The following is a 26,681-nucleotide window of genomic DNA, read 5'->3' on the forward strand; positions in this document are numbered from 1 at the left end:
CATATAAAATTATTTGCTGAATTCTACTTTTTCTATATGACTAGTATAAAAATTATAACTATCTAAAGTATCAGTAAGACTATTACTTTTTATCCAAACCAAATATCTATTAAATAAATCTAATATATCTAAATCTATATTATCCATCAACCATACGCTCCTACATATTTACTAATTATTCACTATTATACAATAAATTCTTAGACAAGTAAACATATGTTCGTTAGCTACATTTCGTAAAAGCCAACTTTGAGACTTATAATAATACTATTAGTATCTATTAGTAGAGGCTCAAAGCATTGGTATTACTATATTATAGAGTATTCATACTCCTTACCTTTCACAACATTTTATACTTAGAATGTCATAATTCTAACTATTTAGTACCTATCGCAACACTCTTCGTGACCTTTTCACCATACCTCTACAAATGGCTCTATTACTAAGGTTATAACTATTTGTACCAATATATCAGTATACGATATATTATATATGTGCACGTCGTGATAATGGCTTATATACTAGGTTTAAGTGTATTTTTAGCGTCATTTTTTAGTGCTTCATCGCAGTAAAGTATCAAATTAGAACGAAACACTTATATTTGATTTATTTAGCTTTATATGTTTTGAACGACATAAAGAACAAAGAAAAGATGGAGTTCTGTATAAATATAATATATAAAATGATTACAGGAATATTATATTGTTCAAGTAATCATATTTATATATTATTTCATTTTGGAAAAAAAATTGAATTTATGTTATTTTTTTGTTATCATAAAAATAATAAGAAGGGGGATATAATAATGAAAAAATTTCTTTGCGTTATTGTTATTCTATTAATATCTATACTATTAGTATATTGGTCAGGAAATAATAAAGTTAACTATGATATATCAACGCCAGAAAATGTTGTTAAAGCATATTTTATAGCATTAAATTCTAAAGATGAAAAGTTTATAAATAGTATTACAGATAGTAAAACTTCTGATTTTTATAATCGTAAAGATATAAAAAATATAAATCTTATAAGTATTGAGGAAAATACCAAAGTAGCTGATGCATTTAATAAATATGGAGGTGGAATGGATACTAAGTATTATGATGTTAAATCCTATAAAGTAATCTACGACTTACAAATGAAGACTGGTAAAGATGCATTTGATGAAAATGGGAAAAATCAAAAGTTTGTTACTATAACAAAAACTGATGAGAATTCAAACTGGATTATAAGAGAGATTGGTGAAGGTTAGAAAATATATATAATAATAAAAAAATCGAGAACTTATGTAGAATTGAGGTAGGTTTGAGATTAAAATGAAGTTTAGGTATATATAAATTCATAATGACAGTATCTTTGAAAAAATATTACTAAATATAATAATGTGTAGAGATACTTAAAAAATTTGGAAATTACTACAGGTATTGTCTTGTGTAGTAATTTCCAAATTAAATTAATAATAGTTAGATTAATTTATGGATGTTATCAAAATTAACCCCTTGTATAAAGTTTCTATTTTTAGTGCCAAAATTTTATTGTTCTTAAGTTCGACCATCCACCATCTGAATAACCATCAGCTAATGGATAATCAGTTCTGTCATTTGAATGCGCGCAATATACCCATCCTGATGAATCAGTACCAGTTAAAATTACCGAATGTGTCCAATCCTCAGAAGCTGGATTATAGAGCTGTACAACATCACCTAATCTAGCACCACTTTGTGACTCAGTTGATGTAGCATATCCATTATTAGTCATATAATCATGAAAGCCATTAACGGTATTCCAGTTTCTATTATATGGCTTCCAATAATTTGTAGTTGGAATTAATCCCGAATTAACGCATTGTGATACAAAGTTTGTACAATCTTTGCCAGTATAATATGAATATGCTGAATTATGTTTTTCAGCAAAAATATGTGCATAGCTTACAGCATTGCTAGAATTATAACCAGAATAAGACGATGACCGACTTTGGGTTTGTAACATTTCATTTTGAGTACCAGTTTTAAACGTGTTGTATTTTTCATAATATGCATCAATATTATTTATTTGATTATTTATACTTGATATTTTTGAATCAATTAAATTATCATAATCAACAAAGACAGCAGCAGAAGTGCTTGTACTAGTTTTTTCTATACTGTTTGTTACTGTACTACTTTTTAATACTGTTACATCATCATTATCTGTTTCTATGTTATCAGTGGATGTTGTTACGTCCTCATTTAAATTTAACATTTTAGTAATATGATATTGATTATCTTCTTCTTTTATTTCAAACCTATATTTTTCTCCCATAGATGTTGATATTGAATTAGTCCCTTGTAATTGGAATTTTATATCGTAAGTTACATCAATTACGTATGTTTCGTCATCTGTTTTAATTATATTATCTATATTTAAATTTGAACTATAACTATCGATTTTAAGATTAACTTTTCTATACCATTCGCTATTGAACTTATTACATTTATCTTTCCACTCTAACAACTTGGAATCTTTAATTATATTACTACAGCTGTTATAATTCCATGTTTTCATCACATCATATTTGGAATTTAAAAAAGAATTAATAGATTTTTTAATATTGATTAGTTCTCTTTGGGGTTGTGCACTTGTGATATTTACCTTGTCTTGATTTATTGTACTTGCGAATACTGTAGTATTTACAGTTGCACCAGAAACTAATAAAGATAGAGATAAACATAAAATAGTTTTTGATAATTTTATCTTTTTCATATTTTCGTCCTCCTAAATACTTAAAAATTAATCCAACTGTTGGAAATATATATATTTTTGTATAATAATGTACATTACTTAATAAGCTTACCATTATTACCACCATATGTAAACCATGATTTCAAATTCATAGTAATTTTATAAGCGTAGCATGACGAGAATACCCTTGCCAGTTGTTAAATGTAGTATAATGATAATAGAGAAAAAAGCGGTTATTAAAATCTATTCGAGATGTAGGTTATCTAGTTACTAATTATTATTTAGAATATTTAAAATACATGATAATCAACTGTGTTAATTTAAAGGATTAAAAGAAATTATTAAGATAAGTCATTATGCTTAAATAAAATATAAAGTCAATGTAAAACCACAGAAATTGAAGCCATGCAGAATAAACCTACTATGGAATTATTAGAGTAATTTTTAATGGCTATTGCAGTTGGATAATTACAATTGTTAACATCTATTTAATTTCAGTGTATGCTCACTGTGGAGTTTTCAAATTTATGATCAAAGTATTGTTATATATTTATATAACAATAGATTCTGTTTTTAGCCTTTTTCTATTACTTACACTTACCTTGAAATCTTTTCTTTTATGTAATCAACATCTGTTTTAATATCTTTAATAATAGTGACCTATCAAAAGTTTTATCAATTATTCTTATATTTTTCTTCTTATATGCAGTTTCTCAATACTTTACCATGATAAAGTCTAAATCAAGCAAAATATTTTTTAATAATTTACCCTTATAAATCGCTATTCATTAACATAATCTTAATCCTTACTAATAAATATAAACTCGAAAAAAATTAGTTGAAAATATATTTATATATCTCACCTTATATGTACTTACTTTAATATAACTGTGCCAATTGCTCCGATTATAACTAATATTATACTTCTAACTATCCATAAATTATTACTTTCTAATTTATTAATTCTAGTATCTATAATTTTATAATTATCTTCCCCTTATTAGCTAGATTCTTAACATCTACTTCTAGCAATGTTTCAATTTTTGTTAATCTTTGTAGAATCGATTGTGTTATGTTTTCATCCATATACATTTTCCTCCTTCCCTTTAATATTCATTATCAATAATTCCTTTTATATTGACCTACATAAATTCCACTGTATTTTATTTTTACTTTCCATTTTATTTATCTATAATAGAAACGTTAATTAAAAGTTCTAATCTCATGAAAAACAGCCTCTACAATTTAATATTCAGTTTACTGTAGAGGCAATATATAACATTATGAATAATTTTGTGTACATTTTTTTCTATTAATAAGGTTTAATGCAATCTATGAATCTTTTATTTATATCACCATTTACTTGAGCCACTAGAACTGTATTGCCTACACTTAAAACTATTCCTTCTCTTGATGGTAATTCATAAGTTTCTCCATTTATCAATCTAACACTATATTTATTAGTTCCTAATACTTCAACTATTGAACCTTCGATAAAAGTATTCAAAACAAACATATTTTTAAATACTTTTTTAGCTATATTCTCAACAAATTCAGTTAAAGTATTTCCTGATTTTACTTTTTCAACACTTACATCAAGTTTACTACCCATATAAAAACACCTCCTTGTATTTCAAATTACATGAATAAAGACCTAAGAATATAAATTCCTAAGTCTTATATTTTAGCTTTTTAATACTGCCTTTTGATTAGCATATTCTACTATACTATTAAATGTTGCTATTGGGTCATCTGTAGCAGTCATTTCTATTTTGTCTATTTGGTAATTAGTAATAGAACTTGATTTACTACTATTATTTGTTACTGTTCCCAGTTGTGAATTTAAGGATGCCATACCAGAACTATTAACATTATATCTACCCATTTGTGCTATTACATCAGATGAAAACATAGATGCCCAACTATTATTATATAGTTCTGCCCTTTTAGAATAGTCATACAATGGATTCTTACTTATATCATTAGCATTTACATTATATTTGGATTCATAATCAGATAATGAAGTTGGATTAGTCAAAGGATTATTCTTTTCATTTGTATATGTATCCTCTTTTGTCTTAGTCCAATCTGCTACACTTTGTTTATATTTTTCAAATTCTGTTAATGCACTACTAATATCAATTGAACCATTAACATCAATTCCCATTGCAGAACTCATAGCCACAAACTTCTTATAAGCTTCTTCACAACTCAATAATGATTCCTTTATTAAATCTTGCATATGGGTAGATAAATTTACAATATTGGTAAATCTAAAGTCATAAATCAATTGTAATAATTCTAAGAATTTATCACTAAAATTAGAATATTTTAATGCAAATGTAGTATAACTATCATATTGTGCCTTTTGTCCAACATTTTGTAAATTTAATATACTACTTTCAAAACCTGCTTTAACTTTAATCATTTGTGTAGCATATTTAGTCATTATATCTAATTTGTTTTGCAGAGCATCTGTATATGTTTGTAGTTCCTGTTTAACTTGTGATTCACTATTATTGTTTATAATATCATTTTTACTTGTATTCTTAACAACATTTCCATTAACATCTGTTGTAGTTCCTATAGCTGTATTAGAATTTGTTGCTTTATTAGAAGAACTAGCAAGTCCATCAATACCCAAAATAGCTTTCATTTTAGCTAAATTATCATATCTCTTTTCAACGTCAGTAAGGTTTTTATCAATAGTTTCATAAATAATTTTCCAATTATCTCCGTACTTGGCAGATAGGTCTTTCATTTCTTGTTCTACTAATTTATCCATATCTGAGTAATGATATTCAAATGTAGACTTTTCAGTTGCTTGAGTTTCCTCTAATATCTTTTGTTGTTTATCATAGCTATCCTTCTTAATCTTAATCAATGTATCTTCGTCTGTTTTTCGTTGCTCTAATTCAGATTTTTTAGTTTCATAATCTTGGTCACTTTGATAATCTTTTAAATCTTTATTAGCCTTATCATATGTATCTTGAGCAGTTTTTACATTTTCTTCATTGACTACCCATTCAAAATCCCAAACCCCTGTTTGTTCATTCTTTTTATACTGGTATAATGATTTATCATTTTTAGCTTTTTCTAAAGAAATTTGTGCTTCGGTTAAAGCTTTTTTCTTCTCTAATAAATTATTTTCCTTTTCTTCTGCATCATGTGTCTTTTCTAAAGCCTTTAATTCATCATCAATAGCAGTTAAACGCTGATTATGTATTTCTTCATAAGCAGATTGAAAGTCTTTTATATTATTATAAGATTCTTTATCAAGGTCATTCAATTCATGTTGTTTAGCAATTAAAGCATCTTTTGCACTAAGATTATCTTCATCTGCATTTGTCCTATCTTGTAAATCAGAAATTTCTTGATTGATTTCATCTTTTCTAGAATTTTTATATGTATTCCATTCATCTTCTGTAAAACCATATATTTGGTATGTTAAGTCTTTCTTTTCTTTATTTTGCTTAACTTCCATTTGTATTTCTTCAAGCTTTTGTTGTGTTTCAAGTTTCTTTTTAACCTGTTCTTCATTAGATTTTTTCATTTCTTCATTGAGTGAAGCAATCTCAAGCTTTTCATTTCTTAACTCTTTTGAAGCTTTTAAAACCTCTGATGACAATGCCTTTTGAGCTTCTTCGGTTGTTACTGTTGTATTTTTCAAAGCCTGTAACTGTTTGTCAGATTCACCAACTATTTTATTTTGTTCTCCTAATTTTTGGTTTGTTAATTCCATCTTTTTAGTGAAATTTTCACCGTCATTAGAATCTCCTAATAGTTTTTCATTGTAATTAATTTCTTCAATACTATCTTCGATCTTATTTTTAGCTTCATCATAAGCATCAGTTATTTTAGTAAGTGTTTCTTTTTCATTTTTAACTAATTCTTCATGAGCCTTTTTTGCTTCTTCCTCAGCCTTTTTACCTGAGTCTCCACCAGTTCCACTAAAATCAGAAGTTCCACCTAATCCACCACCAGAGAATCCTTTCATACTAGCACCAAAATTATCAAATTTAGTATCTACTTCTTGAATTGCTCCATTTAATTGTTCTTTTTTTGCTTTATATTGAGAGATAGCTTTGTCATTCGACTCTTCTAAAAATTTATCCATATTAGATTGTCCTAAATCATTTCCTTGCCACTCTAACCTTTGCTTAGTCCCCTCATATACTGTTTTCATTGCTTCTGCACCAGCTAAATTTGCATTAATTTTCTTAATTTCTTGATTTAACTTATCTAATACACTGGCTTTTTGCTCTGCTGTTGAACGAAAATTCTCAAAATCTGTAGCATATCCTTTAGCTGATTCCCCAACGAATGATACGAGCCAATTTTCTATAGCTACACCAAATTGATGCTGAGTACCCTGTTTTAATTCATTAAGAGTTTTATAATTTCCAAAATCTATATTATCTGCTTTTTGTCCATCTGAAACAAAGGCACTTAATAAATTTTCATAAGCATTTTGATATTCTTGATTGGAAGCAATCTTATTTTGGTAAAATTCTTCTGAATCTCCTTGCATAATTTCATATGCCGAAGCCTGTGCTAATTGTTCTTCTTTTATTTTCTGATTTAAGAACTCTTGTGCTGTAGCAACTTTATTAATATTGTCACCAATTTCTGGATAGGCTTTACTAATAGCACTTGCAATTGCAGGTGTCATAGCTTGTGATTTATTCAATCTATCAATAAATCCATTACATTTAGAAATCTCTTGAGTAGCTTTTGCATATGCATCAGTAGCTTTTTGAATATCTTTAGCATGTTCATCGGCTGTATTTTTACTAATTTCATCATTCAATTTTTGAACACTATCTTTTGCATTATCAGCATTTATTCCCATAGCAGGATATGCTTCTTGTAATGCTTGTAAACTCTCTTTACTTATACTTGCTCCAGAATTTAATTCTTTCATTGCAGTTGCTACAATTTTTGTTTTATCAGCAACTTTTTCAGATTGATTAGAATTTTGTTTTTGTTGTTGTGTGTTATCGCTTACTGAGTCAGTATAACTCTTTACAACATCTTCTGTTTCACCAATATTATCAGCAATTTCTTTATAAGATTTTCCTGTCTGTACTAATTGTAAAATTAATAATCTTCTTTGTGCAACCGATGTTTCCATAGCTGAAATTTCTTTGTTATAATCATTTATAGCTTGTTGCGTTGAAAATTCGATTAATTTATTTCCACTTGCTTTTGCACTTGCATTTTTAGCAATTACTTCTTCTCTTGACTTTTTATAATTTTCTAAAGTTTGTTGCATATTTTTAAAACTCTTTATATCTGCATCAAACATAGTTGTATTATCTTTTAATTGTTTTATAGAATCCTGTTGTAATTGTTTATTCTTTAAATCTATTTGTGCTTGAATTAATTTATTATTAGTTGCAAGAGCCTTTCCTTGTGCATCCCAACCACTAACACTATTTGGTAATGCTTGTGCTAATTGTCTTTCAACTTCTAATAATTTTTCTTTTAAATCTTTATTTTCTTTAGTTCCATCATTAGTATTAGCTAATTGTTCTTCAACTTTTTTCTTTTCAGCTAATAATTGTGTTGCACTTGCTACACTTTCTTTTGTACTATTATAGCTAGATATAACATCCTCATTAGATTTCTTTAAGTTTTCTTGAGCATTAGCTAATTCCATTACTTTAGTAATTGCATAAGATATAACTAAAGATAACCCCATAGATAGAGCCATTTGTAATGCCATTGCTCCGACTGCACAAGCTTTTTGTGCAATATTTGCTAACAATAATTGTCCTTGATATCCTGCTAATTGAACTTTTGCTTTGCTGGCATTTTCTCCTATGGAATTCATATATGTTATATTTTGCTTTGTAGAAGTAATATTTTGAGTGGCAGTTTGAGCTACACTTGCCCATGTTGTTTTTATTCCTTCTAACCCTTTAATCCAATTAGTTATAGATGTTGGTTGATATATTGTCATTGATTCTCTAAATTTAGTATTGAATAATGTCATTGCTCCAACAACACCCATTATTACTGTTGGCATAGCACCAAATGTTTTGATTATATTATTCAATCCACCGACTACATTTGCACTACCAGATAATAATGATTTTATTCCATCTGAATTACCTAAATTTAACCATACAGCTTTTACTGTTTCCTTAAATGTATTTAGCTTTCCAGATATACTATTCATGTAAGATTCTTGCTCATTCTTAGCAGAACCAGCACTTTGTCCAACCATTTGATATACTTTATCTAATTGTTGGTAGTTTTGCATCAATGAAGCGAAAACATTTGCACGATTTTTTCCTGCTATTTCCTCACTTAAATTAGCCTTTTGAATATCTGAGAAGGTACTCCACTTTTCTCCAAGAGATTTAATGATTTCATAAGTAGATTTAAAGCCACCATTTACATTTTTTATATCAACATTTGCTATTGATTGAAGGTCTTCTCTCATTTTAGGAACTAATTCACCTTCATCATCTTTTACACCTCGGATTCTCATACTTATAGTTTTTAGTCCATTGGCTACCATATTACTGTCACGAAGAACCTCAGTTCCTGTTGTAATTAAAGCTGTTGATTGTGCTAAATCATTATTAGCTAAAGCAAGCGAAGCACCACCAATTCTTAATCCCTCGGTCAAATCCTTTGTAGTAATCGCAAACCTATTTCCTGCTTCATTTAGAACATCAACTACTTGTGTTGTATCTTTGGCTTCAAGCTTGAAACCCTTCAAAATTGATACTAAACTTGAAGCACTATCACTTGCTGACATATCCCCAACATTTGATAATACTAAACTATTCTTAGCCATATATTCACTTGCTTCTTTGAATGTATACCCTAATTGTTTAAAAGTAGCTGTTGCTGTTATAGCATCTTCGGTTGTTCTTCCTAATGAGATTCCCATTTCATTAGCTTTCTCTGGAAATTTACTTAATACAGAATCTGAAACGTCTCCACTAACACGTTTTAAATCCCTTAAACTATCATCAACGTTCTTAATGTCACTAAGTCCTTGTCTTAATTGGCTTAATCCTGCAAATACTACACTTCCACCTATAGCATAAGAAAATACACTTTTAAAAACACTTCCTAATGATGAAACATTTGCCTTTACTCCATTAATAGCAGTAGATAATTGACTAACACTATTTCTAGCAGTCATAACCTCAGAACTTATAACCTTACCATCAATTATTTTTCCTGCCTTAACTTCCGATAATAATTGTTTTAATCTATTAACTTCACTTTCAGCAGTTCTTAATTCAGTAATATCATTAGAATTAATAATATCCATTTTACTAGATTTAATATTGCTAATTCTAGTAGTTAATGAATTAATAGCACTTTGTAATTTATTTATATTAGCTGAACTATTTCCACCTAATGCATTAATTTGAGTTTTTAATTCATTTATCTTACTTATAGGAGTATTAACATTAATACTATTAAGTTGAGTTTTTAATTCATTTATTAATGTTGGGTCAATTCCCATAGCATTAGCTGTAGATAATTTTCCTTGCATTTTGGATTTAATAGATTCAACTTTTGCTTCTAATTTCCCTAGTTGTTGAATATTTTCACTTACTTTAACATTAGTTGTAGTAAATACATTCTTAACTACTCCATCAGCTTCACTCATAACTTGTTTCCATTTCATTGTTTCAGTTACAAGTTTACCCATGTTATCTGTATATGTAATTGTGGCATCTTTAACTCCACCATTTTTAGTTGTATTAAAATCTATTTTAGCTAAAGAATCTACTGTATTTCTAATTTCATTAGCTCTTTTTTGAAGGTCATCAAATGCTTTTGCACCATCACCTATATTTAATGATTTACCCATTACATTTTTAAATTGTTGTGCTTCTTGAGTAGCTTGTTTTGTTTTATTGATTACCGTATCAATTCCACTTACATCTACCTTACCCATTTTAATAGTAAAATTCATACTGTTTAATTGAGTTTGTATGCTACTTTGTATTTTAGATACATCCAATTGAGCAGTATCAATCTTAGCATTTATTCCTTTTATTCCATCTAATTGTTTTTGTAGGTCATTTTTAACTTTATTAATATCATCAATTTTGATACCAATACTTATACTATTCTTATACCCTGCCATTTAATTTACACCGTCCTTTCTGTTTTTATGCAACAAAAAAGAGAGTGTAAATCTTTATACACTCTCCATGATTTTTAAATTATTTTTTCATTTTATGCAATAATTTCTTTATTGGATTTACTTTAATTTCTTTTAATGGTTCTATGTCTTTTCTCATTTCTGCTACTCTTTTTTCGTCTTTTATTCTTTTATCATTTCTAGCTGACATTTGTAAATCAGCATTAAATTCATCAACTCTTTTTACTGTTTCTTGTTGTAATAATTTAATATGTGTTTCTTTAACTTCTATTATCTTTGCTCTATATGTATTAATAATCACATCTGAAATAACATTTCCTAGAAAATATAATATAGTTTTATACTCCTGTGGTGGATTTTCTTCTAATTCTTTTAAATCATCTTTAGAATATTGAATGAATTGATAATCCTCATTTTTAGATTCTATTAATAAATTTAGCAAATAAAAAAGCAACTCTTGATTTTCTATATCTAAGTTGCCTTTATCATCCATATATTTATTTAATTCATTTAATATTTCTTGTTGTAATCCCTCACTTGGATTTATAATTTTATAATCATCAGCTTCATACATATATTCTTTATTCTTTAACATTATCTAATCTCTCCTTTAATATAGTTTATTTTAACGTCTTCTTTTTCTACATCAATAATTTTTTTTAAGTTGGTTTGCATTTCAAAAACTTTATCTATCATAGAACTCAATAATTCTTTTCCCTTTTTAATAACTTCTTTTTTTGCTTGTTTTCTATTTTCTTGTAATTTTATTACACCTTGTTCTATTTCATCATGAAATGGTTTGTTCCACTTATTTTCATTAAGATTTTCAAATTCAAGGGTATTTTTATCTTTTAAATTAACTTTGCATAGCTTATTTACTTTATAAGATATTTTATCGTCATTAAATGAAACTGAAAATACATAATCTTTTATACTTACTAATATTTCATCATCTTTTAATAAAAATAATGAATCTCCAAATACTTGTTTAAATGCTAATTTATCAAGTGTATGTTCATTCCAAAATTTTTTTAACTCATAATAGGCATATTCATAATCTTTTTTATGAGTAGCTTCATCCATAACCTTGAAAACATCTTCTATTGCAATATCTACTTTAAACCTTTCTACGATTGAAAAATTCATTGTATCAAACATTACTAATATTTCATCATTTTTTACACCACAATTTGATGCATTTATATTAACTGGTATTGCTCTATCTTCATTATATCTTTGTTTTAAAACCTCTTTTAAAATATCTTTTACTAACATTTTTTCTCTCCTTTTTATCTCTATATTTATTTTCGCATAACAAAAAAGACCTACATTTTGTAGGTCTACTAAAAATCTCCTCCATTATATGTATTACCTGAGATAGTACTACCAAACACACCACCATCAGCTACGATTCCAGAACGTATATCTGTAAATGTACTGCCATCTAAATTATTTGTCATATGTTGATTGTACAACCGATGGCAAGTTATAGTTTGCAATCCACTAGACGTTAAATCCACTGAAATAGAATCTATGATCCAACGTCCTGTTATAGTTATATCTTCAAAGTCTAAGTTTACTTCTATAACTCGATTAGGAACTAGATATAGCATCGGTACAACTTGAAGTGTTAAATTTTCGGCTAAATTAGAATACTTTTCCATATTATATATAGCTTCATTTTGACACATTAAATCTGTTTTATTGTTATCATTTGCAATAACTTTTCTATGTAATCCTAGCTTATCTATAGATAATTGATTTCCTGTTTCATTTCTCAATTCATACTTCGCTTGAACTGATTTAGTAGTATCTGTTTTATCCGTAGAAATTGAACCTAAAACAACAATATCGTTCCTTACATTCTCAAAGTTTTTTTTATAATCAATTGATACGATTAATGTACAACTATTATCTATGTAATCAATCGCCATATCAGTTAGCCTTTGCTTTATTTGTTCAAAAATAAAATATCCATTCATATCAAAATAACAATCATAAATAGGATGTAAACTGATAATTTTTTTTAAAACATCTATAATATCTGTATCTTGTTCAAATGTTAAAGCTGTTGGAATAACATAATCACTTGATTCTATTACGGTTTTAGTTAATCCCATTAAATTTGGATTTCTCGCTATATTTTGGATAACATCAGTCATAGGACTATTTATAGGAATTGATAATTTACCAATTAAGCCATTACTAAATTTACTATAATTTTCCATTAAATCACATAAATCTAGCGTTATTGTTCGTTCAGTAATACTAATTTTTGTGTTGGGCGAATTAAGTACATATATTCCCATGTTATACTCATATTTAGCCTGTTCAATTTTATTAGTAGCATTTAAATTGTTAAGTAATCCTTGTATTTTGCTTTTTGCAGTATTTGAATCAAATACAACGGTTGAATATATTGATTTTAATGAATTCATTGTAGTATCACTGATTCTCCCTTTATTAGATATTTCAATTAAAGCTGTATTTAATAATGTTTTTGTAGATTGATTTGGATCTCCAAGTGTTCTAACATTATCTTTTATTATAATAAATATTTGAACACTATTTTTTAAAGAAATCTTATAGAAATCTTCATTCAAATCTTTTTTACTAACTAAAACTAGATTGCCTTTTCTACGTGCTAAATCAGAATTTACAGCATTTTGTATAGTTATTGAACCCGATATAATATCTGCTTCTAAACTAGATACTTTATTAAAGTTTTCATTCAATAAATCTACTCTTACAGACATCGAACGATTTCTTGCTCGTCCTACTTTATACGCTTCATTTTGTGTATATTCATCCATTATATTTTCTCCTTTCTACCATTCTTCTGCAAAATATGTTGATATAGATGTATTAATATTCATATATTCAATTGTATTTTTTATTATTTCAAAATTATCATCTATTATATTGAAATCTTTTTCAGTAACAGTATCGCCATTATGTTTGTTTAATTTATTTATTGACACATCTTCCATGTTAAACTTCCTCATTTCTATAAGTTGAATGTACCCCATGTATTATTAGTTTTATTATTTAAAGATTCTAATTCTGTTTCTATGATTAAAAAATTGCTATCTATTGTATTAAAATCTTTTTCAGTAACAACTTCCCCATTACTTTTATTTAATTGCTCTATATTTTCCATTTTAATTTCTCCATTTCATAAAATATTTTTATTGTTCTTTCACCTCTAATAATTGAAGCAATCTTTCCATCTTGTCTTGTTGCTCTTTCATTTGATTATCTTGTCTTTCTAATTTCTCATGAAACCAAACTTCTTTTCCAAGTAAGAAATAATTTCTTTCATCAGTTAAATTAGAAATATCTATTACATCACCTACAGATTGATTAATAGAATTTTTAAGTATTATATAATCAGAACCTAGTCCAAATATAGCAACTTCACCTTCTCCAGTAATCCTTCCGTCATTGTCTGCATTATCATCAACAAATGATACATTGTTTATTATTGTGTGAATTATTAAAGTGTGCTTATCAAATACATATACGATCATGTTCTGACCTCCTTTAGTTATTGCTTCTTGCATCTCTGTAATAATCCTCTCCCTTATTTTTTGAACAACAAAAAGAACCCTTAATTAAAAGAGTTCTAAGTTCATAGCTACATTTCTATCCATTGAATATTATCAGCCAATTCAATTAATTCATTTTTTCTTTCTAATGATATTTCATTATATATACCAGCATCTCTTTTATTAAGTATTGGATTATATTTATCAATTAGATTTCCTTCCATAAATAGCCTTTCATCTCTTGTGACCTTATCTCCTAAATCTGTAAAAGCAATAATATAATCTCTTCCATCTATATAATCTAGTATTTCACTGAATCCATTTTCATGATAAAATAATCTATTAATTAAGTTGTTAGTAGAGCCAATGTAATACTGTATTCTGCCTGTTACACTTATATATTTATATATGTAATTACCTTTTTGCTTCATTGCTCTTTCCCTCCAATATTCCTTATGTTGCGCATAATAATTTTTGTTGTAAATCCTGTTATCTTCTCTTTTTTGTTCTGTCATTTATATCTTCCTTTCTTTATATCACGTCCTCTTAATATCTTTTTTAAGTAATTAAGGGCAAAGAAAAAGACCTAGAAATCAATCTAAGTCTTTATAAATTGGTATTATTTATTTTTACATTTCAAATCCATATTGATTAAAATATCCAAATTGGATCTGATTGTTATCATCATTAAATCCAACTTGATATTCATTTTTATTAATGAAATAACAAATTTCTGTAATATCCTTCAAATCACAAATTGCGCCATCTCCAAGCTTATCTTTATAATGAAGCTCTCCATTTTGTGAATATATTCGTCCTATAGGAACTGTCATATCAATCTTATTTATATTAATACTTCTTATAAACTGTTCCTCTCCACCATCATTAAATATAACATTAAACGGTATCATTCTATTTTTCTCAACTTCTTCTGTTATAACTTCTAATCCTCGTTTTATCGTAGTCTTGCACAATTGATCATTTTCATCTTGAAATTGTAATTCAATAGTATCTTTATCTATTTTACTAGATTCAATATCTTCTATGTAAAATTCCTCATTATTTATGTATAAAGAACCTTCATTAATCCATATATCTTTTTTTAACCATTCATTAGCTTTCAATTTATCATATAGATCAATCTCTTTTTCTGTTGGAACTACTGACCAATATTGTCCTCTCCCCAAATTCATCCATACAAACTCTATTATCTGAGCTAAACTACATTTATTTATAATTTCATCTTTAAAAAACATATCATTATAATGTAATCCTCTAGTATCTAATATTTGTCTTACTCCAATATCTTCATTACTTGCAATTGCAGAATAAGTTATAGAGTCATTTTTAACATAATTATTTAAAGCCTCACATAATTTTTCGCTAAATTCCATATTCTTTTTTAACTTTTTTTCTAGCTCTTTGTTTATCATATTGCATTTCTCCTTCTTACTCAAAATTTTCTAATTCTTTTAAAATTTCATCTAGTCATATTTCGATGCTTATTTCTTTATTATTGAAATTGAATTTCACATTATAATTACTGGTTTCATTATTGTATTTAATCTCTTCTATCCCCATAAATCTCAACTCCTTATGTATTTTTCTGTATAACAAAAAAGCCTATCTTATTTCTAAGTAGACTTGATTCATGTATTCATCTTTAATAACATATTCTATCAATCACATTATCATTTTCATCAACCAGTATTACTCCTGTAAACGAATCTTCATAATCCTCTTTAATAGCCCATGTAATTCTAATATTCTTATTTTTATAAGGTTCATAATCTTCTATTAATTCCTTTTTATCCTCTTCAGTTATTTCTGTATCAGCTTTTAATAATTCAATATTATCTTCAATCGAATCTAATGATCCATATGTTTCATACTCTTCTACTTTTCCATAATTATTTATATTCAATTTATTATCATCTCCTTTCCACAACATCAGGTTGGGTGAGCTGGTAGCGAAACCCTAACCTCCTACACTCTAACAATAATGTACTTATAATCTTTTTCATCTCGTAAATGACTATAACTAAATCCAATTTTTAATTCATTTAATAATTTAGCTAATTTTGCTTTTCTTTTATTAACATCTACTAGCATTTCAATTAAATCTAATTGCATATAATAGTCCAATTTATTACCATTATTCTTACAATAAGATTTAATTATTTCCACGGCTGCTTTATCATGCTCTTTGATATTTTCAAATTCTTTATCTACATCTAAATTAGCTAATTCTAAAATCTTTTCATTCAATTTATATAATCCTCCTCTAATTATTTAATTTTAAGCATAAAAATAGACTAGATTTTAATTAACCTAATCTATCTCTTAATGCAAAATACATATTCTTTTTACTGAAATATTTATGAGCTTCCCATTTTGTTCTTACAGATTGTTTACATGCTAATATTTGTTTTTCTGTCGCCTCCTCATATTTCCATTTTGAATTTTTATTTATAAAACTGCTTCCATTGTAGATTGATTTATCTTGCACCAACTGCATTAATTCTAATAAATCTTTATTACTCTCTATTAATTCTAAATTAAAATCATATCCTTTTAGTCTGGTATATTCAAAAGCTTGGAACTCTCCATCTATCTTAATAACATAATGATCTATATTGGAATTAGCACTTAATATAGCAACATCTTCATATTGATTATTGTATTTGAAGCTTCCCATGAACCAATCAAAAGTTGAACTACTTAGAATATTATCAACTCTACTATTAAATAACTCTATTTCCTGAAGCCTTAATCGCTCCTCTTCTTCCTCAATTCCCTTTTGTTCTTCAAGTAATCTTTCCTTTTCCTCTTTTTCATATTGCTTTCTTAATTTAGCTTCTTCTAATGTCTCACCATTTTCCATATCAAATATAGACTTGCAATTAACTAAATTGAACTTCTTTACATTATCGACTATATCCAATATCAAACAATTTTTTTTATTAGTCTCAGGACTTAATCTTAAACCACGTCCAAGCTGTTGTACATAAAGCATTTTAGACTTAGTTGGTCTTGCTAAAATTATACAATCTACACTAGGTATATCTAATCCAATACTACATATATTCACATTTACCAGAACCTTAAATTTTCCACTTATAAAGTCTTCAAATACTTGTTTTCTTGCATCCTTATCAACTGTAGAATCAATAGATTCACTAGATATTCCATTTAATTTGAAACAATTACTCAAATTAGTTGCATGATCAATGGATGTAGCAAACACTATAGTTTGTTTCCTATCTTTTGCTTTTTCTATATATGATTTTACAATTAATTCATTTCTTGCAACATTATCAACTACCTCCGCTAAATCTCTTTGAACAAATTCTCCACCTACTGTTTTTACATTACTTAAATCACAATCAGTTTGTATTGCAAAACACTTAGGCTCACATAAATACTTTTCTTCAATCATTTCTATTAATTCTTTTTGATATACAAATCCATCAAATACTCCTTTTAGAGAATCGTTCCAAGGAGTTGCACTCATTCCAATAACTTTAACATTGTCACCAACTGCCTCTATTATCTTTTTATACTGACTTATTGCAATATGACACTCATCTATCATTACAATATTAAAATTGCCTTTATTAAGTAGCTCTTCCATTCTATGACTCTTAGGATGTGTAAGGCTTTGTCTTGTTGCAATAATAATCTTTGCATTAGTTTCATTTATTTCGGCTTGTACACTTCCAACATCAACATTATCTCCACAAATAATTTTCAGTTTATCTATAGTCTGTAGACGTAACTCTGTACTCATAACAACAATAAGAACTCTTCCTTTAGTTTCATTTGCAATTGCACTCATTATCACTGTTTTTCCTGAGCCAGTTGGTAAGTAACATATTTTCTTTTCTCCTATATTCATTTCTCTAACTTTATCTAAACATTCTATCTGATAAGGTCTTAATTTCATTTATTATTCTTCTCCTTTCATATTGACGTTCTTTTCTTTTGTTTCTACCAACCTATAACGATAGGGTTTCGTAAACTCAACCGACTATCCTAATAGCCTAGCCGACAAAAGAAAGCCACTAGGGCAAAAGAAAAACGGCTTGTTATCAATTTATTTTGATTTTATTTACACAACAAAAAAAGATAAGCCTTATTGACTTACCTATAATAATTTTCTATATTTATTTGCATTTAAAATATGAATTTTATCAACTTTTATATTGACTTATTCAATCAATATATGTTATTCTTAATTATTTGGGGTAACAATATGGCATTAACCTATTATAGAGTTAAATTACTCTTATAAGTATTGATATAACTAGCTTTATAAAAATTGCTTTCCATAATTTTTCCCCAATATGTATTATTCAACTATTCCATCTATAACCATCCAATATGTTTTATCTCTATTAGGATTAATTGAACCATCTTCTAAATTTCTATTTCTATCTCTATCTTTCATTAATGACATTTGAAAATTTACTTGAAGATATGCATTTAATTGTTTAGGCGATGATTGTTGCCTGTTTCTTTTATCTCTTATATCAATCATGTCAATTAATTTCTTTTGTTGATCATCTTTTGAATCCTTAAATAATTTTTCACACTTTATATCTTCTAAATATAATTCCAATTCACTTTTTAGTTTCATTTTTTCTAATTCTTCTAAGTCAATAACATTTGTCATAGTATCACCTAACCTTTGTAAAAATAATTCTTTATACGTAATTAACTCCATAGTTGCAATGTCAGAACTATCACATATCATTTTCCAATAAGCTAATTTATTATATTTTCTTTTATCACCTTCATTATAAATGTACGGTGTATGAAAATCCCTATCCTGTCCATATTTTTCTTCAAATTCTTTTCTTTGTTCAACAAATAATTCTACCGGATTATAATTTTTATTAAGTCCACCTTTGAAGCTTCCAATAGCCTTCTTACTATAATTTCTTATATAAAATGTGCAAGTGTCATTATCATCTATTTTTCTTTTTCTACCTAAACATTGTTGAGCAGATTCTAAATCGAAAACGTCACAAATAATATGTTTTACATTTTTATCTCTAATATCTATTCCATTATCAAGAGCTTTAGTTGTAATAAGTATCCTTTTATCAAATGTAATTAAATCTCTGCTATGCCCTTTTATACAATCAACATCATTTAATTCTTTAGCTTGTGTATTTTTACTATGCGTACTACATCTAAAAATACAATTATCTTTAAATTGTTTATATACTTCGATGGCAAAATCAGTTGAGTTGACAAAATATATAACTTTATCATCTGTAGTAGTTAAAATATGATTTATAATATCAAATACATCACATTTTTCTTTGAAAAACTTACATTCTTTCACATAATCATAACTGTAAGGTATTATATACTCATGTTCTTCCTTGACAATCTCATCAACTTTTAATTTATTGAATATATTTTCAGCAGTACCACTCATAAATATTTTGCAACTATCTTTTTGATCTATTATCCAATCATATGTAAGGTCTGTATATTTATTGAACATTGCATCTGATAATACGTAATGCCACTCATCACATGCAATAAAATTATAACGTGATATATTTTGTTTTTCTTTTAACTTACTTTGTAAAGTCTGATATAACATTACTTCTATGTTATGCAATCCTTCTTCTTTAACTTCTAATAATACCTGCTGATATAATGCTGTCCTATTGCATAAGAATAATATTGACTTAAAATTATCCTCAGCATATGTATGTAAATTATTTTCAATCAAATATGTTTTTCCACTTCCTGTTGCTCCATTTAGAATTACATTATCTGTTCCCCAACTTTCAATTACATCTTCAGTTATTACATCATTAAATTTTGTTCCTATATCAAAATCTATCATAAAAAAATCTATCCTTCCTAATTGTTATTTTTTACATTTCTTACCAGTGTTAGTATTTTTCTAAATTTATCATTATCCTTAAAGCTATAAACTTTCTTAGTTGAGTCAAATTTATTATCAAATATATAAAAAGGTTCTTGCAATAGATAACTTACTGTTATAGCTAAATTTTTACTTTCCATTATATAGAAATCTTTGTTCATATATTGTCACTATCCTTTCATAATTAATTTGGTTAGTGTTTTTCCACTTTCCACAACATCAGGTGTAGGGGAAGCGGTAGTGCACCCCTATCACCCTTATTAATTGGTTTATATATTTTCATAAATCATTGTTACACTATTATTGTTTTTACCAGTAATCGTATAATCAATAACTTTTAATACTTGTCCATCAGCTAAATCCTTTTTCTCATAGTCAAAAATATATCCTATGTCTGTATTGTCAACTGTTCTAAACAAATGTTTATTATCTACATACATTTCATCTGTAATTTCTAGACCTTTATATCCACCTATTCTTATTTCATCACCTTGTCCAGTTTTCTTTAATAACTTCTTTTTTAATTTCTTCATTTCATCTTCTTCAGCTATTACATCAGTATTTTCTATTTTTGAATATTTCTTAAACATCCAATCAATTGTACCCTCTGCATCTTCTTTATAAGTTACTAAATCCGCCATGTTTCTTTCTTCTACCTTTGTTTTTAAAACATTCCATAAAAATGTTAGTATAAATCTAACAGCAACACTTTTAATATCTTTTAAAGTAGCAACAGCACCTTCATTACTGATATCAATACTCTCTATTGCATCTAATGTACTTTTATCTAATAAATTCAATTTCATATTATTATCTGATACATTCCCATCATCTTTTTTCTTAGCTTCTAATAACTCATTTCTTTTCTCTTTATATAATTCATAAATGTACTGCAATTCTTCATTTACTTCTCCATCATCACAGTTATAATCCATTAATTTTATTAATTTAGAACTATTTTCTTGTCCTTTCATGGTTTTAATATCATCTATTAAAAGCACTTCAACTATATATTTGCATAGCTTATCCATCACATTACTTTCTTTTCTAACGTTCTTTTCCTCTCCATTTTTTATCCATCTAAGTACATCTTTACAATTTTCAATATTCTTATTACCATTATCTTTACAACTACATTTATCTAAATAATGCATAAAAACAGGTTTCTTTATATATTTGTATTTCTCTAGTTTCTCCATAACTTCTTCTGGAATTGGTGTTAAACTCTTAGGCATGTCAATTGCTAACTGAGAGGCATATAAAATATTAAAGAAATCTTCTTTGTGTTTATAGAATAATTGCTTTAAGAAATCTCTTTGTGATGGGTTATTAAATCTTTCTAATTCTAGGATATCTCTTTCTTTGTCAGTTTTCATTTCATTAAATTTATCTTTAAATTCTTTATTCCAAACTTTCTTTTGTTCCTTCTCTGTATCTTCATTTATTTCATATCCTTTATGCTCAAAATAAAAGTTCTTAAGTTGATTATATGTATACGCATTTTTATGATCCATTATTATATTATCTAAGCGTGTTATCTCTGCACATAATTTACTATTAGATACAGCAATCGAACCAATCATATTTCCGCTAGAATCTATTATGTCTTGAACTAATTGTTCTCTGGTAAACTCATGTTCAACACTATCTCCATCATCTTTATTTATAAATGGATACTCCTCTTTAATTACGCAATCATATAATGTTGTATTTTCAATTAAACCAAAACCATCTCCATCTAACCTTACATACCCTAGCTTTCGCTATACTTTAACTAAGTTTTTCAACTTAGGGAGTAGACTATCTCTTCACCTCATATGAGGGCTAGGCACTACGGATTTGGACTTTCACCACGCTTTAATCCTCTTAGAGTTAATAACTCAGTTTAGTCGTTACACCTTCCTAATTACTTAGGCTTGGCACGGTATTATCATGCAAATTATTTTTAATTCGTTTAGACTTTCACCGTTAGCATATATTTCTATACACACCCTAATTTATAGGTTCACCTAGTTTATTTACTACACATTACTGCATAGGCAGACTAATATGTCAATCTGCTGTTGAAGCCTGAAAAAGTGCATCATCAAATCCATTAAAGAATACTAACTCCGGTGTATAATCTTTTAACCAGATATCCAATTTATCAGATAATGTTATTTGTTTTATTTCTTGATATAAAGCTATTGGATTTCTATAAAAAACTCTATTGCCTATTTCTCCTGCTATATAAAATTCATGCTCACATAGTCCGTTATTTCCTCTCTCTCTAGTCATTAACCAGTTACAATAACACGTTGGGTCTAATGCGCCTAACTTATATCCTCCTTTAAGATACATTTTTCCGCCTGCTAGTTGTTTGATTTTCTTATTAACTGTTTCAGCTATAGCTCTTTCTACACTTCTTAAAGTTAATGCTTTCTCTCCCATTTTCTTTAATAAGAAATCCAATTTATTGGTTATTGTTGTTTCTCCACTTTCACTTGCTATATCACCCATAGATATTCTTATTTCATCAATATTTTCTTTATCTATACTTGCTAACTTCTTATAATATTTAATTGTATCTTGAGCCATTTCAGTTAAATCATCACTAGTGCAACAACAATTTTGTAATACCTGATAATTAACTTTAGTATGTGTTTTTAATTTCTTGGGATCATGATTTACTTTAGTTACATATAGGCTGTTTAATATACTTAAATAAGCCTTGTACTGCTTTTTAGAATATTCTTTATCAATTATAGCCTGCCAATCTTCTCCTTCTTCTATAGTCCAATTCTTAATCCATTTGACCATAGATTTATTTAAAATCAAATCTGCTTTATCTATGTCTCTCCAGCAACAAAATATATCTTTTATTTCATATACACCATTTCTTTTTCTAAAATAATCAGTATCTTTTTCGTAGGTATTTTTCATATAATCTGCGAAATCAAACCTTAATACCAAACCTTTAACTGCAAGTGCTTTATACTGTCTAATCACTGCAAAATCAATTCTATAATCAAGATTCATCTCTTTAGCTATTATCTCTGCCATGTGGTTGCTCATTAATCCGCCACCATCATTTAAGACATGTTCCCTTTCAAAATTATCTACTTCTTTAAATTCTCCATTTTCTAATATGGTGTAATTATTTTTATATGAATAGCTCCCTTCATCAACTATAACTATGTTTGGCACATAATCTATTTTAGTTGTACCACTTGTAGCCAATCCCATTCTAGCAACTATATCCTTAACCAAGCACATCTTTTTCTTTTCATCTTCCCATGTTTTTATCTTATCTCCACTTAATATCATTTCTAATATTGAAACAAATTCTTTTTCTGCTGAATTAATAAATAGATATTCAGTCTTATATTCTTGTTCATCATCTTCACTATCTGCTGATTCTTCCTTCTTTTGCATAGAAGGACTTGTTATAAGCTGTACATATTTCACTCCATTATATTCAATTCCATTTTGCAGTTGGTCTAGTTCCTGACCTTCTGTTAATATTACTTTAATGATGTTTTTTAAATGTTCATCTTTTCTGAATTTCTTTCCTCCATAAATTTCATAAGCCCTAAATACAAAGTTATTTGCAAGTGCTACCTCTTTTATTAATTTTCCATTTTTAACATAATCTATTATTAATCTTTGTTTAATCATATATTCTTCCTCCAATTATTTTTATACAAGAACAAAATTGTTCTCAGTTGATATCGTACTTACATTTGTGCCATGATGACCTGAAACATGGTTACACCTGTGCACCTTGCTAAAATAGCAAGACCTTTTGTAAGTTTAAGTTGTTAGTATATAAGAATAGATACTTATCTCCTATTAATCACTGCCACATATTAGTTAAACTTTTCAATGCAGCTTCTTCTGGATTAATTTCTTCCTTATTGCCTACATCAGCTATTTCATTATCTGATTCATCAAATTCTATTTTAAATGGTTGTGCCTTGTTATTAGTTGTGCTATTATTACCCAACTTATTATCATTTACAGCACATTCACTTACTACTTGCTTATCAGTTGATATGTTATTGTTGGTCATTGAATTGTCATTTACTACGCTGTTTATAGGTACTTGATTATCATTTACTATGCAACTATTGATTATATGTTGTGTATTTACTTGCAAATTGTTATTCACTATATACTGATATAAAATCTCTTTAATAGTTCCACTTTCATTATATTGAGCATTAAGAAAGTCAAGAATGACCTTCTCTTTTGGATTTAATGAATTTAAAATAAAAGGATGTCGACTGCTTGTAGCACATTTTTTTCTTTTCTTATTTTCTTCCATTAAAATTCACCTCTATTTTACTCCCAATATTTGCTTACCTAATAACATTGCACCCAGCATATTACTTTTGATAGGATTTTCATGAAGTCTACAATTTTGTGGCAACTTAGTTTTTATTATTTCACCTAGAAATTCACTTCCACCACCAGTAAAAATTACACTATCAAAATTATCTAAAAAGTATCTCTTTACATTCATTTGGTCAATAATTTCCATTAAGAACTCAGCTTTATTCTTTTTTAATAATGTTATATCTCCATTTTCAATATGATGTTCTATGTCTGAGAGTGGATAATTTTTACCGCTCTTATTTCTTAATCTTTCAATCCTATAGTGGCTCATAGTATTTCTTCCTATACCTATAGAATCTTCAATAAAACTAATTCTCACACCACATGTTGCAATAACTCTATCTAATTTTTCTAATAATCCTTTGTAGTCCATATGTATGCCTCCTCCTTTCTCTTGAATTTCTAACCTTTGACACTAGACAACTTAATATAATAATTTTCCTTTCTATAGGAACTACAACTTTTGTATAGTAATGTCAAAATTGGTTGTATATTATTACTATATACAGTGATAAAATTTTTATGCAGTTAACTTAGAATATATATTACTGCTTGTCCCAAGCTTTGATTTTCACAACAATCTATGGTATTATAAATTCACAAAACAAATATAATACATATAAACCATTGCAGAGTAGTTAAATTTGTGCAATTAGATGTTGGGGAACATCTTGTACATTCTTTAGCTACTTTTTTATTTTCAGCATCTTATCAAGCCTCCTTTCAAATTAGTTGCTTTATAAAAATATACTTCGCTTGTTTTAATTTAATTATTTAATATTATTTATTTTGTCATATTATGTTTTTAAAAATAATACAGATAAGCGATATATTGTTGTTACCTGTATTATTTATTATTGACAATTAAATTAAATAACACTGAAATATTTTTTTACTTGATTTAATTTTCACCTATAGTTCTATTATATTCCTTTTTTACCTATTGTCAATTAATTTATTTTGTTCTGTTTTTTCTTTTCCATTCAACTACTCTACTACTTATTAATTCAAATTCTTGTTTCAATTTAAATGATTTTATCGCAGTAATTTCCTCACCAAAAATTTCAATTACTTTTTCAATATCAAGTTTCGTTACTTTTCCATAATCATTTAATATATTAAATAATAAGTCATGTTTTCTATTTATATATAATTTTGAAACACTAATACGCATAATTTTATTATTTCTAGATATTACGCCCACTTTATTATATATATTTATCGCTGGTATAACCTTCCAATCTACAGTTGCTGATGCTTTAATTACATATCCATAATCAACATATTCAACCATCTTTTGTCCTGGAGCATATCTATCACACATTTTTGCTTTATCAATCATCATTATAAATAAATTATCTATTGGTAATTGTAATGATTCCTTTTCTTCTCTATTAACATTCAATACTTTATTTTCTTTATCAATATCTTCCCATTTAATAGTACCAACTTGATCAATAGAAACTCCATATCTAATTAACGTTATCATTGCCCTATCTACATCAGAGCAATTTAATCCTAAAATAAAATCATAGAATTCCTGTAGTGTTTGGTAAGACTCTTTTAACACTGCTTCATCAATTGTAAATAATGCTTTTGTATCTATAGTGTCACATGGGTTTTCTCCACTTTTAACACCGTTTTGGTAAGCCCATTTTATGTACATTACTATAATTGTATATAAATTCATTTTAGTAGCCTTAGAATTCGTTGTATTATCTTTAATTAAACTTATTATCTCTTCTTTATTCCAATTATATAAGTCTTTATTCTCTTGTATCTCAAGTGGAGTAACTTTTGAATTTAACACTACCCAATATACTTTCCTTGTGTTCTCTGAGTACCTATCTATTTTTTCAATCCAATCTGCTTTACGTTTTTGAAATTCATTCAACTCATCATAAGTTAATCCTCTCCCTAAGAATTCATACATATTCTTTCCACCTCTAATATATTTATTTTGTTATATTTATATTATCAC

23 protein-coding genes are annotated in these 26,681 nt (G+C 27.2%); 1 reads left to right on the top strand and 22 read right to left on the bottom strand.

Annotated elements, in window-relative coordinates; genetic code table 11:
* Positions 1-9: 9 nt before the first annotated feature.
* The gene (locus tag psyc5s11_RS18270; protein WP_224033912.1) at positions 10-147 is read right to left on the bottom strand and encodes a hypothetical protein; all 138 of its coding nucleotides are present in this window, start codon (positions 145-147) and stop codon (positions 10-12) included.
* A gap of 658 nt (positions 148-805) precedes the next feature.
* Between psyc5s11_RS18270 and psyc5s11_RS18275 the strand changes: the two genes are divergently transcribed.
* The gene (locus psyc5s11_RS18275; RefSeq protein WP_224033913.1) at positions 806-1,252 is read left to right on the top strand and encodes a DUF4829 domain-containing protein; all 447 of its coding nucleotides are present in this window, start codon (positions 806-808) and stop codon (positions 1,250-1,252) included.
* Positions 1,253-1,518: 266 nt separating this feature from the next.
* Here the strand turns inward: psyc5s11_RS18275 and psyc5s11_RS18280 are convergent, their stop codons facing one another.
* From psyc5s11_RS18280 to psyc5s11_RS18380, 21 genes are all read right to left on the bottom strand, one after another.
* A complete protein-coding gene (locus tag psyc5s11_RS18280) occupies positions 1,519-2,742 on the bottom strand; it encodes an amidase domain-containing protein (RefSeq protein WP_224033914.1) in 1,224 nt (407 codons plus the stop codon).
* A gap of 1,291 nt (positions 2,743-4,033) precedes the next feature.
* On the bottom strand, positions 4,034-4,333 hold the full coding sequence (locus psyc5s11_RS18285; protein ID WP_224033915.1) for a hypothetical protein: 300 nt from the start codon (positions 4,331-4,333) through the stop codon (positions 4,034-4,036).
* Positions 4,334-4,405: 72 nt separating this feature from the next.
* Positions 4,406-10,846 carry a phage tail tape measure protein gene (locus tag psyc5s11_RS18290; RefSeq protein ID WP_224033916.1) on the bottom strand — a complete coding sequence of 2,147 codons (6,441 nt, stop codon included), beginning with the start codon at positions 10,844-10,846 and terminating at the stop codon, positions 4,406-4,408.
* Between the two features lie 79 nt (positions 10,847-10,925).
* Positions 10,926-11,459: a hypothetical protein gene (locus psyc5s11_RS18295; RefSeq protein WP_224033917.1), complete on the bottom strand. Its 534-nt coding sequence runs from the start codon at positions 11,457-11,459 to the stop codon at positions 10,926-10,928.
* On the bottom strand, positions 11,459-12,139 hold the full coding sequence (locus psyc5s11_RS18300; RefSeq protein ID WP_224033918.1) for a hypothetical protein: 681 nt from the start codon (positions 12,137-12,139) through the stop codon (positions 11,459-11,461). Before psyc5s11_RS18300 ends, psyc5s11_RS18295 begins: the two co-directional genes overlap by 1 nt.
* Before the next feature lie 68 nt (positions 12,140-12,207).
* Positions 12,208-13,677 carry a hypothetical protein gene (locus psyc5s11_RS18305; RefSeq protein WP_224033919.1) on the bottom strand — a complete coding sequence of 490 codons (1,470 nt, stop codon included), beginning with the start codon at positions 13,675-13,677 and terminating at the stop codon, positions 12,208-12,210.
* Positions 13,678-13,692: 15 nt separating this feature from the next.
* A complete protein-coding gene (locus psyc5s11_RS18310) occupies positions 13,693-13,854 on the bottom strand; it encodes a hypothetical protein (RefSeq protein WP_224033920.1) in 162 nt (53 codons plus the stop codon).
* Between the two features lie 17 nt (positions 13,855-13,871).
* Positions 13,872-14,024 carry a hypothetical protein gene (locus psyc5s11_RS18315; protein ID WP_224033921.1) on the bottom strand — a complete coding sequence of 51 codons (153 nt, stop codon included), beginning with the start codon at positions 14,022-14,024 and terminating at the stop codon, positions 13,872-13,874.
* Between the two features lie 28 nt (positions 14,025-14,052).
* Positions 14,053-14,394 carry a hypothetical protein gene (locus psyc5s11_RS18320; RefSeq protein ID WP_224033922.1) on the bottom strand — a complete coding sequence of 114 codons (342 nt, stop codon included), beginning with the start codon at positions 14,392-14,394 and terminating at the stop codon, positions 14,053-14,055.
* Between the two features lie 107 nt (positions 14,395-14,501).
* Positions 14,502-14,927: a hypothetical protein gene (locus psyc5s11_RS18325; RefSeq protein ID WP_224033923.1), complete on the bottom strand. Its 426-nt coding sequence runs from the start codon at positions 14,925-14,927 to the stop codon at positions 14,502-14,504.
* 114 nt (positions 14,928-15,041) lie between these two features.
* Positions 15,042-15,845 (bottom strand): hypothetical protein, encoded by an 804-nt coding sequence (locus psyc5s11_RS18330; RefSeq protein WP_224033924.1) that lies wholly within the window; start codon positions 15,843-15,845, stop codon positions 15,042-15,044.
* A gap of 230 nt (positions 15,846-16,075) precedes the next feature.
* A complete protein-coding gene (locus psyc5s11_RS18335; RefSeq protein WP_224033925.1) occupies positions 16,076-16,336 on the bottom strand; it encodes a hypothetical protein in 261 nt (86 codons plus the stop codon).
* Positions 16,337-16,398: 62 nt separating this feature from the next.
* Complete coding sequence (locus tag psyc5s11_RS18340) at positions 16,399-16,680, bottom strand: hypothetical protein (RefSeq protein WP_224033926.1); 282 nt, start codon at positions 16,678-16,680, stop codon at positions 16,399-16,401.
* 58 nt (positions 16,681-16,738) lie between these two features.
* A complete protein-coding gene (locus psyc5s11_RS18345; RefSeq protein WP_224033927.1) occupies positions 16,739-18,358 on the bottom strand; it encodes a DEAD/DEAH box helicase in 1,620 nt (539 codons plus the stop codon).
* A 405-nt stretch (positions 18,359-18,763) separates the two neighbouring features.
* Positions 18,764-20,281, bottom strand: a complete 1,518-nt coding sequence (locus psyc5s11_RS18350; RefSeq protein ID WP_224033928.1) for a DEAD/DEAH box helicase family protein — start codon at positions 20,279-20,281, stop codon at positions 18,764-18,766.
* A gap of 17 nt (positions 20,282-20,298) precedes the next feature.
* The gene (locus psyc5s11_RS18355) at positions 20,299-20,463 is read right to left on the bottom strand and encodes a hypothetical protein (protein ID WP_224033929.1); all 165 of its coding nucleotides are present in this window, start codon (positions 20,461-20,463) and stop codon (positions 20,299-20,301) included.
* Positions 20,464-20,592: 129 nt separating this feature from the next.
* Positions 20,593-21,906 carry a hypothetical protein gene (locus tag psyc5s11_RS18360; protein WP_224033930.1) on the bottom strand — a complete coding sequence of 438 codons (1,314 nt, stop codon included), beginning with the start codon at positions 21,904-21,906 and terminating at the stop codon, positions 20,593-20,595.
* Positions 21,907-22,375: 469 nt separating this feature from the next.
* Positions 22,376-23,980, bottom strand: coding sequence for an RNA dependent RNA polymerase (locus tag psyc5s11_RS18365; RefSeq protein ID WP_224033931.1), 1,605 nt, complete (start codon positions 23,978-23,980; stop codon positions 22,376-22,378).
* A 178-nt stretch (positions 23,981-24,158) separates the two neighbouring features.
* Entirely contained in the window at positions 24,159-24,629 is a 471-nt protein-coding gene (locus tag psyc5s11_RS18370; protein WP_224033932.1) for a hypothetical protein, read from the bottom strand.
* Between the two features lie 12 nt (positions 24,630-24,641).
* Complete coding sequence (locus psyc5s11_RS18375) at positions 24,642-25,073, bottom strand: acetate and sugar kinases/Hsc70/actin family protein (RefSeq protein ID WP_224033933.1); 432 nt, start codon at positions 25,071-25,073, stop codon at positions 24,642-24,644.
* A gap of 582 nt (positions 25,074-25,655) precedes the next feature.
* Positions 25,656-26,633 (bottom strand): phage lytic cycle repressor MrpR family protein, encoded by a 978-nt coding sequence (locus tag psyc5s11_RS18380; RefSeq protein ID WP_224033934.1) that lies wholly within the window; start codon positions 26,631-26,633, stop codon positions 25,656-25,658.
* Positions 26,634-26,681 lie beyond the last annotated feature (48 nt).

The sequence above is a fragment of the Clostridium gelidum genome, assembly GCF_019977655.1.
GTDB lineage: Bacteria > Bacillota > Clostridia > Clostridiales > Clostridiaceae > Clostridium > Clostridium gelidum.

Excerpts from the sequence above, each read along its gene's own strand:
- psyc5s11_RS18360 (WP_224033930.1), bottom strand. The coding sequence starts at position 21,906 with ATGATTGGTTCGATTGCTGTATCTAATAGTAAATTATGTGCAGAGATA.
- psyc5s11_RS18365 (WP_224033931.1), bottom strand. The coding sequence starts at position 23,980 with ATGATTAAACAAAGATTAATAATAGATTATGTTAAAAATGGAAAATTA.
- psyc5s11_RS18305 (WP_224033919.1), bottom strand. The coding sequence starts at position 13,677 with ATGGATGAATATACACAAAATGAAGCGTATAAAGTAGGACGAGCAAGA.
- psyc5s11_RS18290 (WP_224033916.1), bottom strand. The coding sequence starts at position 10,846 with ATGGCAGGGTATAAGAATAGTATAAGTATTGGTATCAAAATTGATGAT.
- psyc5s11_RS18300 (WP_224033918.1), bottom strand. The coding sequence starts at position 12,139 with ATGTTAGTAAAAGATATTTTAAAAGAGGTTTTAAAACAAAGATATAAT.
- psyc5s11_RS18270 (WP_224033912.1), bottom strand. The coding sequence starts at position 147 with ATGGATAATATAGATTTAGATATATTAGATTTATTTAATAGATATTTG.
- psyc5s11_RS18315 (WP_224033921.1), bottom strand. The coding sequence starts at position 14,024 with ATGGAAAATATAGAGCAATTAAATAAAAGTAATGGGGAAGTTGTTACT.
- psyc5s11_RS18330 (WP_224033924.1), bottom strand. The coding sequence starts at position 15,845 with ATGATAAACAAAGAGCTAGAAAAAAAGTTAAAAAAGAATATGGAATTT.
- psyc5s11_RS18355 (WP_224033929.1), bottom strand. The coding sequence starts at position 20,463 with ATGGAAAGTAAAAATTTAGCTATAACAGTAAGTTATCTATTGCAAGAA.
- psyc5s11_RS18380 (WP_224033934.1), bottom strand. The coding sequence starts at position 26,633 with ATGTATGAATTCTTAGGGAGAGGATTAACTTATGATGAGTTGAATGAA.
- psyc5s11_RS18370 (WP_224033932.1), bottom strand. The coding sequence starts at position 24,629 with ATGGAAGAAAATAAGAAAAGAAAAAAATGTGCTACAAGCAGTCGACAT.
- psyc5s11_RS18285 (WP_224033915.1), bottom strand. The coding sequence starts at position 4,333 with ATGGGTAGTAAACTTGATGTAAGTGTTGAAAAAGTAAAATCAGGAAAT.
- psyc5s11_RS18275 (WP_224033913.1), top strand. The coding sequence starts at position 806 with ATGAAAAAATTTCTTTGCGTTATTGTTATTCTATTAATATCTATACTA.
- psyc5s11_RS18310 (WP_224033920.1), bottom strand. The coding sequence starts at position 13,854 with ATGGAAGATGTGTCAATAAATAAATTAAACAAACATAATGGCGATACT.
- psyc5s11_RS18295 (WP_224033917.1), bottom strand. The coding sequence starts at position 11,459 with ATGTTAAAGAATAAAGAATATATGTATGAAGCTGATGATTATAAAATT.
- psyc5s11_RS18345 (WP_224033927.1), bottom strand. The coding sequence starts at position 18,358 with ATGAAATTAAGACCTTATCAGATAGAATGTTTAGATAAAGTTAGAGAA.
- psyc5s11_RS18325 (WP_224033923.1), bottom strand. The coding sequence starts at position 14,927 with ATGACAGAACAAAAAAGAGAAGATAACAGGATTTACAACAAAAATTAT.
- psyc5s11_RS18375 (WP_224033933.1), bottom strand. The coding sequence starts at position 25,073 with ATGGACTACAAAGGATTATTAGAAAAATTAGATAGAGTTATTGCAACA.
- psyc5s11_RS18280 (WP_224033914.1), bottom strand. The coding sequence starts at position 2,742 with ATGAAAAAGATAAAATTATCAAAAACTATTTTATGTTTATCTCTATCT.
- psyc5s11_RS18320 (WP_224033922.1), bottom strand. The coding sequence starts at position 14,394 with ATGATCGTATATGTATTTGATAAGCACACTTTAATAATTCACACAATA.
- psyc5s11_RS18350 (WP_224033928.1), bottom strand. The coding sequence starts at position 20,281 with ATGATAGATTTTGATATAGGAACAAAATTTAATGATGTAATAACTGAA.